Below are 16,085 nucleotides of genomic sequence, written 5' to 3'. Positions count from 1 at the left end.
AGGATGGTCCACTGCGGCGGACAGACGGACGCACTGCACTCGACGCGACGAACAGACAATTTAACTGATTGTTCTAGAGAATAGACGGAAAGTAGATATGAACCGGCGGGCGGTTCGTCGCGGCGGTCGGCCGGGCGAAGCGCTGCGCCGTAATCAGCTGTACCACGGTAATTCTGGGTTTAGGAGCGTTTTACTGTGGTCGGCCGGGGCGTCCGAGGGGTGGAGCGGCTCGAGGTAGCTGGACAGTGGCTCGGAGGGGAGTCGACTCGGAGGAAACACTCGTTCCCCTCGCTGAAAGCCGAGAATATGCCTTTCTTGAAGCGTTCCTGTGGCATTGGACGCGTCGGTACCGACGCTCGTCTCGGAACTCATACCTAAAAAATACATTCATTATCTCGTTCTGGTATAGTTATTCGAGTCCGGAGACCGCCCGCGTTCCGTTACAGGCATATATTCGTAATATCCTGGCCGGCTCGTACTCGCCGCGGTCCGCGGGAGTCCCGGCGTGTCGTTTTCACAGTGTGGAGAACGGGTCGGTGAGAACTGAACGACCCAGGAGGAGCCCCGGGGACGGAGTTCCTTCCGGGGGCCGGGACACTGAGAGTACCAGACTGGCGGAAGTAGTTTTACATGGTGGAAACACACTATGTGAACGCATGACAGGCGAAGCGGAGAACACGCTGTCCTCGGTCGAACGGACGCTGGACGTCCTCGAGTACCTCAAGAACGCCGAGCGCGCGAGCGTCACCGAGCTCGCGGAGGCCCTGGACGCGCCGTCCAGTACGGTGTACAACTACCTCAGGACGCTGAAGAACCGCGAGTACGTCCGGAAGACGGACGGCGAGTACGAGCTCGCCAACCGGTTCGTGCACTTCGGTGACTTCGCGCGCGTCCGCCTGCCGCTGTACCGGACCGGGAAACCGAACATCGTCTGGCTCGCCGAGGAGACCGGCCGGACCGTGAACCTCGTCGTCGAGGAGTTCGGGCGCGGCATCTACCTGTCGACGGCGAACCGGGAGCGCCACCTCCGGAACTTCGCGCACGCGCGCCGCCGGGAGTACCTCCACACGACGGCCGCCGGCAGGGCGGTGCTGATGACGATGACCGACGACGAGATCGACGACGTCGTCGACGAGCACGGGCTGCCGGCGCGGACCGACAACAGCATCACGGACCGAGAGGAGCTGTTCGAGACCGTCGAGCGGGCCAGAGAGCGAGGGTACACGGTCAACGACGAGGAGAACACGCCCGGCATCCGGGCCGTCGGCGCGCCGGTCGAGAACCCCGACGGCCCGTACGGGTCGGTGAGCCTCTCCGGGCTGGCGAGCCGGTGCTCGCTCGAGGAGCTCCACGACGACCTCGCGCCGAAGGTCCGGGACACCGCCGAAGCCATCAGCCTCGAGCTACAGTCCTGAATCCTCGTCCCAGATCGTGGACGACGCGTCGAGTCGCCGCACCGGCCGAGCGTGGCTGCCGCGGGACGCAGACGGGCGCTCGCGGCCGCTCCCGCCACCGACACGCTTTTGGCGGTCGAATCGAGACATGTGGTAGCATGGGTTTCGCCAACTACACCCTCAAGCGGGTCCTGCTGGCGGTGCCAGTGCTGGTCGGGGTGTCCGTCGGCGTGTTCCTGCTGGTCAAGCTCACGCCCGGCGACCCGGTATCGACGATACTGCCGCCGAACCAGCGCACCGACGCCAACGTCGCACGGCTCACCCAGCGCCTGGAACTCGGCGAGCCGCTGTACGTCCAGTACTGGAGCTGGTTCACGAACGCCGCCACCGGCGACCTCGGGCGCTCGTACGTGCTCGGGGAGCCCGTCTTCGACCTGATCGCGTCCCGCGTCTGGCCGACCGCACAGCTGTCGCTCGTCGCGTTGCTCGTGGCGACGTTCATCGCCATCCCCACTGGCGTCGCGAGCGCGGTGTACAAGGACACGTGGGTCGACCACCTCGGTCGCGTCGTCGCGTTCCTGGGCATCAGCATCCCGGCGTTCTGGCTGGGCATCATGGTCATCCTCGTGTTCGCGCTGTTCTGGGGACAGTGGTTCGGCGAGGGGCTCATCCCGGCCGGCGGGTACACGCCGCCCAGCGAGGGGCTGGGCGCGTGGGCACGGTCGGTCGTCGCCCCGGGCGTCACGCTCGGCGTCGGCTACTCCGCGCTGACCGCGCGGATGACGCGCTCGGCGATGGTCGACGTCCTCAACGAGGAGTACGTCGAGACGGCGCGCTCGAAGGGCGTCAAGGAGTCGGTCGTCGTCCTCGTGCACGCGTTCCGGAACGCGCTCATCCCGGTCGTGACCGTGCTCGGGATGAACATCGGGTTCCTGTTCAACGGCTCCATCGTCGTCGAGGAGGTCTTCCAGTGGCCGGGCATCGGCCGCCTGCTGTACGGCGCCGTCCTCGACCAGGACATGCCGCTCATCCAGGGGCTCATCCTGTTCATCGCGGTCGTGTTCATCGTGGCGAACCTCGTCGTGGACCTGCTGTACGCGTTCCTCGACCCGAGAATCTCCTACGACTAACAATGACAGACACGAACACCATCCGGAGCGCGCTGCCCGGCGTACCGAGGGCGAAACTGGCGGCGGCGAAGGGCGTCTACGGCCGCCTCGACGCGAGCGCGAAGGTCTCGCTGTGGGTCATCGTCGCCATCGTGGTCGCGGCGCTCCTGGCGCCGGTGATCTCGCCGTACGGACCGGCCGCCCAGCACTACGACGCCTCCCTGCAGGGGCCGTCAGTCGAACACCCGATGGGCACCGACCTCACCGGCAGGGACGTGCTCTCCCGGCTCATCTTCGGGGCGCGCGCGTCGCTGCTCGTTGGCACGGTCGCCGTCGCCATGGCCATCGCCATCGGCGTGCCGCTCGGCAGCGTCGCCGGCTACGCGGGCGGCGTCGTCGACGAACTCATCATGCGGACGATGGACATGGTCATCTCGGTGCCGGCGCTCGTGCTCGGCCTCGCGCTCATCGGCGCGCTCGGCGCCGGCATCGAGAAGGTGATACTGGTGGTGGGCATCGTCTACTCGCCCCAGTACGCACGCGTGATACGCGGCGAGGTGCTCACCGTCAAGGAGGAGGAGTACGTCGAGGCCGCGGAGAACACCGGGCTCAGCCACCTCTCCATCCTCGGGAAGCACATCGTCCCGAACGCGCTGACGCCCGTGCTCGTCCAGGGCACGTACCACATCGCGACCGCCATCATCCTCGAGGCGTCCCTCTCGTTCCTGGGGCTGGGCGTCCAGCCGCCGAAGCCGACGTGGGGCGTGATGATCTCCAACGGCCGCGACTACCTCCCGGAGGCGTGGTGGATCTCGACGTTCGCCGGCCTGGCGATCATGGTGACGGTGCTGTCGTTCAACCTCCTGGGGGACGGGCTCCGCGACGAGTTCGACCCGCGGTCGGTGACCGAGGGAGGTGGCGAGGCGTGACCGACTCGAACGCCGAGACCGGCGCGGTCGAGGGCGACGCCGAAACGACCGCGGCCCCAGACCAGGGAGAAACGAACGCGGTCCCAGACCAGGGAGAAACGAACGCGGTCGACGGCGACGCCGACCGCGAGCGCGACCACGGGGCGCGCTCGACGCCGGGCAGCGACGCGGAGCACGAGCGCATCCGCGGCGGCGACGACCCCCTCCTGTCCGTGCGGGACCTCCACACGCGCTTCGACACCGACGAGGGGGTCGTCCGCGCGGCCGACGGCGTCTCCTTCGAGATCCGCGAGGGCGAGATCCTCGGCCTGGTCGGCGAGAGCGGCTCCGGGAAGAGCGTCACGAGCCGGTCGCTGCTTGACCTCGTGCCGTCGCCGGGCTACGTCGCCGACGGCGAAGTCCGGTTCAAGGGCGAGGACGTCCTCGGGAAGTCCGAGTCCGAACTGCGGTCCGTCCGCGGCAGCGAGATCTCGCTCGTGTTCCAGGAGCCGATGTCCGCGCTGAACCCCGTGTTCGACGTCGGCTGGCAGGTCGGCGAGCCGCTGCGCGTCCACCGGGACCTGAGCAAGGACGCCTCGCGCAGCCGCGCCGCGGAGCTGATGCGCGAGGTCGGCATCCCGAGCGCGGAGGACCGCGTCGACGACTACCCCCACCAGTTCTCGGGCGGGATGCGCCAGCGCGCGATGATCGCGATGGCGCTGGCCTGCGAGCCCGACCTCCTGGTCGCCGACGAGCCGACGACCGACCTCGACGTCACCATCGAGGCCCAGATCCTGGACCTCATCGACGACCTGAACGACGAACTGGGCATGGCCGTCCTGCTGGTGACCCACGACCTCGCGGTCGTCGCGGAGGTCTGCGACCGCGTCGCCGTGATGTACGCGGGCCGCATCGTCGAGTACGGCGACGTCGAGGACGTGTTCCAGGACCCGCGACACCCCTACACGAAGGGGCTGCTCGACTGCGTCCCGGACCCGCGCGCGGACGACGCCGAATTGTCGCCCATCGAGGGCGACGTGCCGGAGCTCCACGACCTCCCGGAGGGGTGTACGTTCGCGGCGCGGTGTCCGTACGCGGTCGAGGACTGCGAACAGACCGACCCCCGGCTCCGGGCGGTCGACGACGACCACTACAGCGCGTGCATCTGGGAGGACCCACAATGAGTGACACACTGGCGGGCGGCGAGGCGGTCGGCGCGGCTGCCGACCGCGGCGACGCCGTGCTCCGCATCGAGGGCCTGAAGAAGTACTTCACGGACGACGACTCGCTGATCCGGCGGCTCCGCCCGGACCAGTCGGTCCGGCGGGTCCGCGCCGTCGACGACGTCGACCTCGCGGTCCGGGCCGGCGACACCCTGGGGCTGGTCGGCGAGAGCGGCTGCGGGAAGAGCACGCTCGCGCGGACCGCACTCCAGTTGCTCGAGCCGACGGCGGGGTCGGTCTACTTCGAGGGCGAGGACCTCACGTCGCTGTCGCGGCGGCAGCTCCGGTCGTTCCGGAGCGAGGCCCAGATGATCTTCCAGGACCCATTCTCGTCGCTGAACCCCCGGTACACGGTCGAGCAGACGATCACGGAGCCGATGGCCGTCCACGGCGTCGGGGACTCCGACGCGGACCGCCGGGAGCGGGCCGCGGACCTCGTCGAGCGAGTGGGCCTCGGCGAGGAGCACCTCGACCGGTACCCCCACGAGTTCAGCGGCGGGCAGCGCCAGCGCGTCGCCATCGCGCGGGCGCTGTCGGTGGAGCCGTCGCTGGTCGTCGCCGACGAGCCGGTGAGCGCCCTCGACGTCAGCGTGCAGGCGCGCATCCTGAACCTGCTCTCGGAGCTCTCCGAGGAGATGGACCTGACGATGCTGTTCATCAGCCACGACCTCAGCGTCGTCCGGAACGTCTGCGACCGCGTCGCAGTGATGTACCTCGGCGAGGTGGTCGAGGAGGCGCCCACCGACGAGCTGTTCGCGGACCCGAAACACCCCTACTCGGAGGTGCTCGTCTCGAGCATCCCGACGCCGGACCCCGCGGACTCCCGCGAGCGCATCGAGCTGGCGGGCGACGTGCCGACGCCCATCGACCCGCCGAGCGGCTGCCGGTTCCACCCGCGGTGTCCGAAGGTCGTCCAGCCGGCCGACTGGGAGCACGACCAGGCGCTCTGGCGCCGCGTCCTCCACTTCAAGCACCGCGTGGCGAACGGGACTGTCGAGCCGTCGGCGCTCCGGACGAAACTCGAGTCCGAGCGCGAGGGGGACGTCTCCGCGGCGACGCTCGCGGACGAACTGTACGAGAAACACATCGCGGCTGGGGGCATCCAGGACACGACGGTCGACCCGCCGCCGGGCGTCGAGGGGCCCGTCCGGGCGGCGATCGAGCGGCTCGTCGACGGCGACCGGGCGGCGGCCGTCGACGCGCTCGACGAGGAGTTCCGGACCGTCTGCGGGGAGGCCGTGCCGCGCGACCTCGACGCGGACGACCGGATGGTCGCCTGCCACCACCACGACCCGGACGTGGAGACGCCGGGCCCGGAGGACGCGTGACTCGCGCTGTCCCGCCGGTCGACGGCGTCGGCCGGACGGTCCGCGGTCCTCGAGCCGGGGGTGGACGCCGATGACGTCGCCGGGAGAGCGGGACGGAGCGGACGGCCCGGCCGGAGCGGCCGATGCCGTCGACGCCGGCGAACCGACCGCTGGGGGCGCCCGGGCCGACGACGGACCGACGGAGACGGTCGTCCTGAACGGCCTCGACGGCCTCGTGAGCGACCGGGGGTCCGTGCTCGCGGACGACGCCTCCGAGCGCGCGCTCCGGGACGCGTACCGCGAGGTGACCGACGCCGCCGAGCGCGACGTCGTCGCGGGCGCCCTCGACCGCCTCGCCGCCGTCCAGGCCGTCGAGGACGCCGAGCGCTCGACCACCGGCGAGGAGAGCGCGGGCGGCGTCGGCGAACCGGCCGACCGCGAACGGGACGACGGCGAGCCGATCGACGACGAGCAGGTCGTCGCCGACGTCGTCGGTCGCGTCGTCGACGAGCTCTCGGCGCGCGACGCCACGTTCGTGGTCGACCACGACGCCGCGCTCGACCTCGCCCCGTCGTCGTGCGCCGTCTACGAGTTCTTCGGCGCGCGCGACCCGGCACTGCTCGCGCCGCTCGCGGACGACGCCGCGACGGCCGACGCGCTCGAGCGTGGCGGCGAGGCCGCAGCGGCCGGCGACCTCGCGGCCGCCGCCGGGGCGTTCGAGGACGGCGTCGACGCGGCGGCCGAAGCCGGTGCGGCGGCCGCCGGGACGGCGGCGCGCGTGCTGGCCGCGTGGGCGCACCACCGCGACGGCGACGACGAACGCGCGCTGGAACTGGTCCGGAGCGCTCTGCTCAGGGACGGGGACTACTGGCCGGCCCGCGTCGTCGGCGTCGCGGCCGACCACTCGAACCCCGAGTGGTTCCGGGCCGGCCGGCTGACCAGCGAGGCCTACCTCCGGGTGCGGGCGAGCGTGCCGGACGCGGCGAGCGTCGACGCGGCGCTCGTCGACGGCGACGGGGCGGAGCGCTGGCTGGACGGCTCGGCCGCGTGTTTCCGCGCGTCGTCGCTGCCGGCCGGCGGCCACCTGCGACTCCGGCTCCGCGGCCCGCCGGGCGCGCTGCCGGGGCTCCACGTCTACTACCTCGCCGTCGGCGTCGTGGAGCCCGAGTCGGCGCGGCCGCGGTCCGTCGAGCAGATTCTCGTCGACGGCCCGGAGCCCGCCGGCCACGCCGAGCGCGTCCGGATTCGGGTCCCGTAGGCGGGCGAGCGGCCGGACCGTGCTACTCGTCCCCAACGTTAATGAGGTTGGAGCGAAGGGGTGTTTCCATGGCATCCAGTGCCAATAGCGGAATCGGTAGACGCAAGTTTCTGCGGCTGACGGGCGCCGCCGGCGCCGGGTCGATGCTCGCCGGCTGTAGCGGCGGCGGCGACGGCGACGGCGACGGCGGGACGACGGAGGACGCCGGCGCCGACACCGTCGGCGGCAGCGAGGAGACGACAGCGGACCCCAGCGAGATCCAGTCCGGCGGGACGCTCACCGTCGCGATGCAGTCGGACTTCGACACGCTGCACCCCCACAAGATCCCCGGCACGACGGGGTCGACGATGGCGGAGAACTTCGGGAACGCGCTGGTCATGGCGACGCCGGAGGGCGACATCGTCCCGGACCTGGCCGCCGAGATGCCGGAGATCTCCGAGGACGGCACCACGTACACGTTCACGCTCCGGGAGGGCGTGCAGTTCCACCCGCCGTACGACCGCGAACTGACCGCCGACGACGTCGTCGAGAACTGGCGGACCATCCTCGACGCCGACTACGGCGCGTACGGCCGGAGCACCTACCAGGGCGTGCTCGTCGGCGAGGACATCGACCCCGAGGAGACGGTCCGGAAGACCGGCGAGTACGAGGTGACGTTCGAACTCGCGGAGCCGTTCGCGCCGTTCCTCATCAAGCAGGCGAAGATGTCGGCGTTCGGCTGGTTCACCATCGTCCCGATGGAGGCCGTCGAGGAGCACGGCGAGGACTTCGGGACCGCCTCGACCGGCGTCTGGGCGACCGGCCCGTTCATCTACCGGCCGGAGGAGTCCACGTCCGGGTCGAGTTACGTCTACGAGGCGAACCCGGACTACTTCAAGGAGGGCGAGGGCGGACAGCTCCCGTACGTCGACGAGCTCGTCTACGAGGTGGCGCCCGAGAGCTCGACGCGGTCGACGGCCCTGCAGGCCGGCGACATCGACATCGACGAGTCGACGGCCGCCACCGACATCGACAGCGTGAAAGACGCCGAGAACGTCGACGTCGTCTCGAAGGCCAGCTCCTCGAAGACCAACCAGTGGGTGAACACGCGCAACTTCGAGCCGTTCACGAACAAGAAGGTGCGGAAGGCGCTGCTGTACGCCGCCAACAGGGAGGCCGTCGTCCAGACGAAGTTCCAGGGCTACGCGACCGTCGCGCACAGCCCCATCCCGCCCTGGCACTGGGCGTACGACGAGGAGGCCTGCGTCACCTACGACCACGACCCCGAGCAGGCGCAGTCGCTGCTCGAGGAGGCCGGCCACACGGGCTTCGAGTTCAAGTGCGAGCCGACGAACCAGCCGAAGTTCGTCGACGTCGCGAAGATCCTCCAGCGGAACTACCAGGACGCCGGCCTCGAGATGTCCGTCGAACCCGCCTCGAAGGGGACGACCTACGACCCGCTGGTCGGCGGCTGGGAGGACGAGTCGATCCCCCCGGAGAGCTTCCACTCGATGATCGAGAACTTCACGTGGGGGTTCTCCGCGGACGACTACACGTACGCGACGTTCCACTCCGGGGTGCCGTTCAACTACAGCTACTACTCGAACGAGGCGGCCGACGAGGCGATGGAGAAGGCGCGGAAGACCCCCGACCGGGAGGAGCGCAAGGAGCACTACCGGACGGCCCAGCGGGAGATCACCGACGACATGCCCCAGCCGTTCATCCTCTGGAACAACGTCTCGCACGGCTTCCGCACGCGGGTGAACAACTTCGACGTCTACCCCACCGCGTACATGCAGTTCGAGGACGTCTGGCTCTCGCAGTGACCGCGCCGCCCCCGGGCGGGCGCGCCAGGCGGCCGCGGAGCCGAACCGCTGTCGACTACCCTCCGAACACGAATGTCACGACACGAACCACGAATCGACGACGGCGTCGTTCGCGACACCACGCTCCGAGTCCCGGTCGGCGACGAGGAGGTCGCCGCGACGAGGTACAGCCCGAGTGACGAGGACGGCCCGCTGCCGGCGCTGCTCATGCACGTCCCGTACCCGAAAGACGACCTCATCACGTTCGGCGGCTACGACCCCCTCGTGCGGTACCTCGCGCGGAACGGCTACGAGGTGGTCGTCTCCAACATGCTCGGCACCGGCGGGTCGAGTGGCCGGATCGAGAAGATGTTCGTCCGGCGGGAGGGCCGGGAGGCCGCCGCGATCGTCGAGTGGCTCGCCGACCGCGACTGGACGACCGACTCAGTCGGGATGTTCGGGAAGTCCTACGGCGGCATCACGGCCCTGGACGCCGCGGCCCAGGACGCCGACGCCCTCGACGCCATCGTCCCGATACACACGCCCTACGAGGGCTACCGGAACGCGTACACCCACGGCGGCGCCTTCGAACTGCTGAACATCGGCATCAACTGGCTGACGCTGATGCAGGCCCTGGACGTGAAGCCGCCGAGCCGCCGGGACGACGAGGCGGGCTGGGCGGCGTGGCGACAGCGACTCGACGGCGTCCGCGACAGCGACCCGTGGCTGTTCCAGTTCCTCGACCACGGGCCGTCGGACCCGTTCTGGGACGACACGGTCATCCCGGTCGAGGAGATCGACGTGCCGATGCTCGCCGTCGGCGGCTGGCGGGACTCCTACACGCGGGACACCCTCGAGTACTTCGAGGCGGCGGACGCGCCGAAGCGACTGCTCCTGGGGCCGTGGCGGCACACGATGCCCCACCGCGGTCGCGAGTCCAGCATCGACTTCCGGCGGCAGGTCGTCGAGTGGTTCGACCACTTCCTGAAGGGCGAGGAGACGGGCGCGCTCGACCGCCCCCGGATCCAGTACTGGACGGAGACGGACGGCGGCGGCGAGGTCGACGGCGGCGTCTGGCGCGGCCGCGACCGGTGGCCGCGGGTCGGCGAGGGCGACGACGTGCGGTTCGACGCGACGGCGAACGGGCTCGTCGACGCCGACACGACGGGCGACAGCCGCGTCGAACGGACCACCGAGTTCGACCACACGGTCGGCGTGGCGTCCGTGCCGGGCGGCGGAGCGGGGAGTCCGCCGGTGGACACGACGCCCGACGACCGCCGGTCGGTCTGCTTCGACTCGGACGCGCTCGAGGCGCCGGTCGAACTCACCGGGACCGGGCGCGCGACCGTCGACCTCGACTCGTCCGCGGCGCCGCACGTGCTGTCGGTCCGCCTGGTCGACGTCGCGCCGGACGACACGGGACGGGTCGTCACGCACGCGACCGGCCGGACCGACCACCTCGAGACCGACGACGCGGGACGCACCGTCGTCCCGCTGCAACCGACGTCCCACGTCTTCGAGGCCGGCCACCGGCTCCGGCTGGCGGTGTCCGCCGCGCACTTCCCGGTGACACGGCCCGCGAGCGCCCACGGGTCGTTCACCGTCCGCTCGCGGCCGGGGTCGCGCACGAGCGTCTCGTTCCCCGGGCGCGAGCTGGCGAGCGTGGCGTTCGCGGACGACGTCGCGGCGTCGCCGCCCGACGGGGCCGTCCCGACGACGTCCCCGTTCCTGACCGACAGCGACGGGTCCTGGACGGTCGCGCGGGAGCGGCCCGGCGACGGCGCGACGGTACGGCTCCAGCAGTCGGCGGCAGCGACGCTCCCCCACGCGGAGACGTTCTCCCGGGAGTCGTCGTGCCGGGCCGCCGTCGACGCCGACGACCCGGCCTCCCTGCGGGTCTCGAACCGCATCGAACTCGTCGTCGACTACGGCGACGAGGCGGTCCGCGTCGTCGCGGAGAACCGCATCGGACCGCCGGTCACCAGCGCGGAGACGCGCGTCGAGGTCGGCGACGCGACGGTCTTCGAGGAGCGCTGGGTGCGGTGACGGCCCGGCGGTCGCCCGGGCGGTGACGCCGCGCCGCAGGCCGCTGCCGGCCCGTCACTCCGGGGAGAGCAGCCGCCGCGCCGCTCGCTCGAGGACGTCGAGGCCCGCGACGGCGTCGTCGACGGCGACCCGTTCGTCGACGGTGTGCGCCTGCGCGAGGCTGCCCGGCCCCCACGTGACCGCCTCGACGCCGGCGTCGTTGACGAAGTTCCGGGCGTCCGTCGCCGCCTCGATGCCCCACGGTTCCGTCGGCGCGCCGACGCGGTCCGCGGACAGGTCCCGGAGGCACTCGGCGAGGTCGCTGTCGACGGGCACCGACGAGGACGCGTAGTGCTGGACGCGCTCGAGGGCGACCTCGCAGTCGGCGTCGGCCGCCGCGTCGGCGACCACGGACTCGACCTCCGCGTCGACGTCGGCGAGCGACTCCGCGGGGAGGACCCGGCGGTCGAGCACGAGCGTCGCGCGCCCCGGGAGCACGCCCATGTTCGAGTCGCCGCCGCACTCGAAGGCCGTGACGGTCGCGTACGCCCGCCCGCACAGGGGGTCGCTGCGTTCGCGGAGGCGGTCGTCGTAGCGCTCGATGGCTTCGAGGAGCCGCCGCGCAGTCGGAATCGGGCTCGTCCCCTGGTCGGGGCGGCTGGCGTGCGAGGACTCGCCCTCGACGGTCAGCTCGTAGTTCGCCAGCCCCTTCGTGCTCGTCGCCACCCGGAAGTCCGTCGGCTCCAGGACGACGCCGTAGTCGCCGCCGTACCCCGCCTCGAGGAGCGTCTTCGTGCCCGGGTCGCCGGTCTCCTCGCCCATCGCCGCGTGGACGACGATAGAGCCCGCGAGGCCCCCGGATTCGAGTTCGTCCCGGAGGTCGACTGCGGCCAGCATCGCCACCGCGAGGCCGGCCTTCATGTCCGCGCTCCCGCGGCCCGTGAGGTCGCCGTCGACCACCGCGCCGCCGAACGGGTCGTCGGTCCACGCGTCCGGTTCGTCGACGGGGACGACGTCCGTGTGGCCGTTCAGCACGAGCGTCGGGTCGCCGTCGCCGACGCGCGCGACGGCCTGCGCGCGCTCGGGCGAGGGGTCCTCGACGAGTTCGGCGTCGACGCCGCGCTCGCGGAACCACTCCACGACGAACTCGGCGCAGGCCCGCTCGTTCCCGGGCGGGTTCGAGGTGTCGAACGCGACCAGGTCGCCGGCGAGGTCGGCCACGCGCTGGCGGTCCGAGGAGTCGGTCACCGGACCACCTCGCCGCAGTCCGGCGGCGCTCGCGCGGTCGGCGACCAGCCCGCGGAATCCGCACGCCGGGCCGCGGGACCGGTGCGAGCGAGTGATTGTACACTGTCCGGTGAGCGGGCGGCGTCGCCCGGCTCGCGTCGCGACTGCGTCACGGGCGTCCGGTTGCACGCCGGCGACATTAAGCGTACCCCCACGACGGTCTACGGTGGAGCGGCGAGGCAGATATAACAAAAGTTAGTAACTACCTAATAAGTATGTAAATACCGTAATTTACGGCTAATCTTCCCGACCGGCGGTGGAGCGCCAGCGAACGAGCGAGCGGGACTGGTTCATTCACCACCTGAGAGCGGCAAATTCGGACCTTTCGAGCCTTCTGACCCCCGGTCCTCTGGCTCGGGAGCAGCGCGGAGGGCGACGCCGTTGACTGCCACTGGTGAGAGACAGCAGAGCGCCGAATACGGCGCTTCATGGGCTCTAACATCAGTACTCAAAATTAGACGAGGGTCGAGCAGCGCGGAACGCCGACGAACGGCGCGACCGTTCCCGAGTGCCCGAATTGGCGTATATATCGTATTTATATATTGTATCTGGTTCCGATAGTTCCCGGTGGTCCGAGGGTTGTGGCGTGGCCGAGACGTCGGCTGGAGCGACGACAACGGCCGTGTTCGGTCCGCCCGCCCTGGCCCGGAGGACCGATCCCGCCGCACTACCCCCAGGGCCGATCCCGCCGCACTACCCCCAGGGCGGGTCCTCGCCGTACCGACTCACGGCGTTAGTCAACGGTTTCTGACCGGTGCGTGACTGTTTCTGTGCAAGATTTAATAGCAGGGAACGGCCTCGTTGTGGTAATGCTGACCAGTGCCGGTCCGCTGCTCTCGGTGGACCTCACGACGCGGGAAACGCAGACCGAAGACGTCGACGACGTCCTGGAGTCGTTCGTCGGCGGCCGCGGCGTCGCGACGAAGCTCGTCCACGACCGCGTGCCGTTCGACGCCGACCCGCTCGGCCCGGAGAACCGCCTGGTGTTCACGACGGGCCCGATGCAGGCCTCCCAGATGAGCTTCACCGGCCGGATGAACGCCACCGCGGTGTCGCCGCTCACGGACGGCCTGCTGTCCTCGAACGCCGGCGGCTTCATGTCCCGGCACTTCGCGGACACCGGCTACAGCGCCGTCGAGTTCGCGGGCGCCAGCGACGAACTCGTCCTCGTGCACGTCCGCGACGACGGCGTCGCCTTCGAGGCGGTCCCGGAGCTCGCGGGCGCGACGGTGCCGGAGACGTGCGCGTACGTCGAGGAAGAGCACGGCCTCGAACCCGACCACACCGCGGTCGTCGGGCCGGCCGGCGAGAACGAGGTGCGGTTCGCGTCCATCATGACCACCGAGGAGCGCGCGTTCGGCCGCGGCGGCCTCGGCGCCGTGCTCGGCGCGAAGAACGTCAAGGGCGTCACCTTCGACGGCGACAGCGCGCCCGACATCGAGGTGCCGGCCGGGCAGATGGAGATCCACCGCGAGGCCGCCACCGACGACCACATCATGAAAGAGCAGGGGACGGTCGCGGTGATGGACCTCGCCAACGAGATGGACGGCCTCCCCTCGTACTACTTCTCCGAGCAGTCCTTCGAGGGCGTCGACGGCATCAACGGGTCGGCGGTCGCCGAGAAGAAGTACAAGAAGGGGACGTGTTCGGCGTGCGCGTTCGCGTGCAAGCTCCCGACGCGGGACGAGGCCCGCGGCGTCGAGACGGAGGGCCCCGAGTTCGAGGTGGCGATGGCGTTCGGGTCGAACTCGGGCGTCGACGACATCGTGGACGTGATGAAGTCCAACGAGCTCTGCGACGACTACGGCCTCGACGCCATCTCGGCGGGGAACACCGTCGCGGCGTACCTCGCCGCCGAAGACGAGTTCGGGAACCGCGAGCTCATCTGGGACCTCGTCGAGCAGATCGCTCACCGCGAGGGCGTCGGCGACGACCTCGCGGAGGGCGTCGGCCGCGTCGCCGACGACCTCGGCGTCGAGAACTGGTCGGTGAAGAACATGGACTTCGCCGCCCACGAGGGCCGCATCCTCCACGGGCAGGCGCTCTCGTACGCGGTCTCGAACCGCGGCGCCGACCACATGTACGCGACGTTCTACTCCGTGGAGTACCCCCTGGTCGGCGACGACGAGGCGATGGACAACAGGGGCTTCGAGGGGAAGCCCCAGCGCCTCGTCGAGCGCGAGAACCTCATGGCGCTCAACGACAGCGGCGTCGTCTGCAAGTTCTCCCGGGACTACATGAACCCGGAGCGCTACGAGATGCTGTTCGGCGCGGACTTCGAGGACCTCCTCGCGGTCGGCGACCGCGTCGTCACCCTCGAGCGGCACTTCAACAACCAGCGCGGCATCGACGCGGCCGACGACCGCCTCCCCTACGGCGACCAGCTCCCCGGCCTCGAGGACGCCATCGCGCAGTACTACGACGTCCGCGGCTGGCACGACGACGGCACCGTCCCCGAGTCGGCGCTCCCGGCCTGAGGGTCAGTTCTCCGTCGCGAGTTCGAGCGCCGTGTGCGCGAACGCGCGCGCGCCGGCGACGCAGTCGGCCCACTCGGTGTACTCGGCCTCGGTGTGCGTGTAGCCGTCGACGCTCGGCACGAACAGCATGCCGGCGTCGGTGAGCGTCTGGAGGTGCTGGGCGTCGTGGCCGGCGCCGCTGACGAGGTGGCGGGCGTCGACGCCGGCGGCCGCGACGCCGCGGTCGGCGGCGTCCCGCACGCGGTCGCTGAACGACAGCGAGTGGTGGCGGGAGACGCGCTCGACCTCGTAGTCGGCGCCGTGGCGGTCGCAGGCGGCCGCGACCTCCGCCTCGACGCGCTCGACGCCGCGGTCGACCGCGTCGTCGTCGTAGCTCCGGAGGTCGACGGTGAACTCGGCGCGCGCCGGGATCACGTTGATGGAGTTCGGCTCGACGGCGAGCTCGCCGACCGTCGCGACGGCGTCCGCCGAGAGCTGCTGGGGGAGGCGGTTGACCTCGCGGATGGCGTCAGTGGCGGCCGCGAGGGCGTCGCTGCGGTCGTGCATCGGCGTCGGGCCGGCGTGGTTGGCCTCGCCGTCGACGGTGACGCGCAGCCACGACAGCCCGTAGACGCCGTCGACGATGGCGACCGGGACGCCCTCGTCGTCGAGGACCGGCCCCTGTTCGACGTGGAGTTCGAGGAAGCTGTGGACGCCCGCCTCGGGCGGCTCGCAGGGCGCGTCGCCGTCGTAGCCGATGCGCTCGAGTTCCTCGCGGACGGAGACGCCGTCGCGGTCGGTCGCGTCGAGGAGCTCCTCGACGGGCTCGTAGCCGACGTACCCCGAGCTCCCCATCATCGACGGCTGGAAGCGCGTGCCCTCCTCGTTCGTCCAGTTCACGACCTCGACGGGGCGGTCGGGCTCGACCGGCGACTCCGCGATGGCCTGGACGGCCTCCAGGGCGGTGAGGACGCCGAGCTGGCCGTCGAAGCGACCGCCGTACGGCTGGGAGTCGAGGTGCGACCCCACGAGCACGGGCGCGGCGTCAGGGTCCCCGGCCTCGTAGCGACCGAAGACGTTCCCGAGCTCGTCGATACGGACGTCGAGGCCGGCGTCGCGGAGGTCCTCGACGAACCGGTCGCGGGCCCGCCGGTCGGCGTCCGAGAGCGCGAGCCGGTGGAGGCCGCCGGCGTCGGTGGCGCCGAACTCGGCGTACGCCTCGAATCGCTCGCGGAACCGGTCGGTGTCGATGGCGACGTCGTCGTGCATGCCCACTCGTGGGCTGGCCGACGACAAAAGTGGTCGGGAGGCCGCCGCTGTTGCCGGTCGGTGGC

At 70.8% G+C, this 16,085-nt stretch carries 11 protein-coding genes; 9 read left to right on the top strand and 2 right to left on the bottom strand.

The features are described 5' to 3' along the window. Nucleotides 1-656 precede the first annotated feature (656 nt). The 8 genes from U5911_RS06950 (at nucleotide 657) to U5911_RS06915 (ending at nucleotide 11,029) form a co-directional block, all read left to right on the top strand. Nucleotides 657-1,415, top strand: a complete 759-nt coding sequence (locus tag U5911_RS06950; protein ID WP_336036232.1) for an IclR family transcriptional regulator — start codon at nucleotides 657-659, stop codon at nucleotides 1,413-1,415. A gap of 137 nt (nucleotides 1,416-1,552) precedes the next feature. Next, entirely contained in the window at nucleotides 1,553-2,524 is a 972-nt protein-coding gene (locus U5911_RS06945; RefSeq protein ID WP_336036231.1) for an ABC transporter permease, read from the top strand. A 2-nt stretch (nucleotides 2,525-2,526) separates the two neighbouring features. Then, a complete protein-coding gene (locus U5911_RS06940; protein ID WP_336036230.1) occupies nucleotides 2,527-3,432 on the top strand; it encodes an ABC transporter permease in 906 nt (301 codons plus the stop codon). Continuing rightward, nucleotides 3,429-4,595, top strand: coding sequence for an ABC transporter ATP-binding protein (locus U5911_RS06935; RefSeq protein WP_336036229.1), 1,167 nt, complete (start codon nucleotides 3,429-3,431; stop codon nucleotides 4,593-4,595). The genes U5911_RS06940 and U5911_RS06935 overlap by 4 nt, the downstream gene beginning before the upstream one ends. Beyond that, a complete protein-coding gene (locus U5911_RS06930) occupies nucleotides 4,592-5,962 on the top strand; it encodes an ABC transporter ATP-binding protein (protein WP_336036228.1) in 1,371 nt (456 codons plus the stop codon). Before U5911_RS06935 ends, U5911_RS06930 begins: the two co-directional genes overlap by 4 nt. Nucleotides 5,963-6,032: 70 nt before the next feature. Continuing rightward, nucleotides 6,033-7,199 (top strand): hypothetical protein, encoded by a 1,167-nt coding sequence (locus tag U5911_RS06925; protein WP_336036227.1) that lies wholly within the window; start codon nucleotides 6,033-6,035, stop codon nucleotides 7,197-7,199. A 68-nt stretch (nucleotides 7,200-7,267) separates the two neighbouring features. After that, nucleotides 7,268-9,004: an ABC transporter substrate-binding protein gene (locus U5911_RS06920; protein ID WP_336036226.1), complete on the top strand. Its 1,737-nt coding sequence runs from the start codon at nucleotides 7,268-7,270 to the stop codon at nucleotides 9,002-9,004. 72 nt (nucleotides 9,005-9,076) lie between these two features. Continuing rightward, nucleotides 9,077-11,029 (top strand): CocE/NonD family hydrolase, encoded by a 1,953-nt coding sequence (locus U5911_RS06915; protein ID WP_336036225.1) that lies wholly within the window; start codon nucleotides 9,077-9,079, stop codon nucleotides 11,027-11,029. A gap of 54 nt (nucleotides 11,030-11,083) precedes the next feature. Here the strand turns inward: U5911_RS06915 and U5911_RS06910 are convergent, their stop codons facing one another. After that, nucleotides 11,084-12,256 (bottom strand): M20 family metallopeptidase, encoded by a 1,173-nt coding sequence (locus U5911_RS06910; RefSeq protein WP_336036224.1) that lies wholly within the window; start codon nucleotides 12,254-12,256, stop codon nucleotides 11,084-11,086. A gap of 848 nt (nucleotides 12,257-13,104) precedes the next feature. On the opposite strand from U5911_RS06910, the gene U5911_RS06905 reads away from it, so the two are divergent. Beyond that, nucleotides 13,105-14,772 carry an aldehyde ferredoxin oxidoreductase family protein gene (locus U5911_RS06905; RefSeq protein WP_336036223.1) on the top strand — a complete coding sequence of 556 codons (1,668 nt, stop codon included), beginning with the start codon at nucleotides 13,105-13,107 and terminating at the stop codon, nucleotides 14,770-14,772. 3 nt (nucleotides 14,773-14,775) lie between these two features. Here U5911_RS06905 and U5911_RS06900 read toward each other — a convergent pair whose 3' ends face one another. Then, nucleotides 14,776-16,020, bottom strand: a complete 1,245-nt coding sequence (locus U5911_RS06900; protein ID WP_336036222.1) for a M20 family metallo-hydrolase — start codon at nucleotides 16,018-16,020, stop codon at nucleotides 14,776-14,778. Nucleotides 16,021-16,085 lie beyond the last annotated feature (65 nt).

Source organism: Halobacterium yunchengense, from assembly GCF_037031165.1.
Taxonomy (GTDB): domain Archaea; phylum Halobacteriota; class Halobacteria; order Halobacteriales; family Halobacteriaceae; genus Halobacterium; species Halobacterium yunchengense.
Note: the sequence above shows the minus strand (reverse complement) of the source record. Positions and strands in the feature narration are given on the sequence as shown.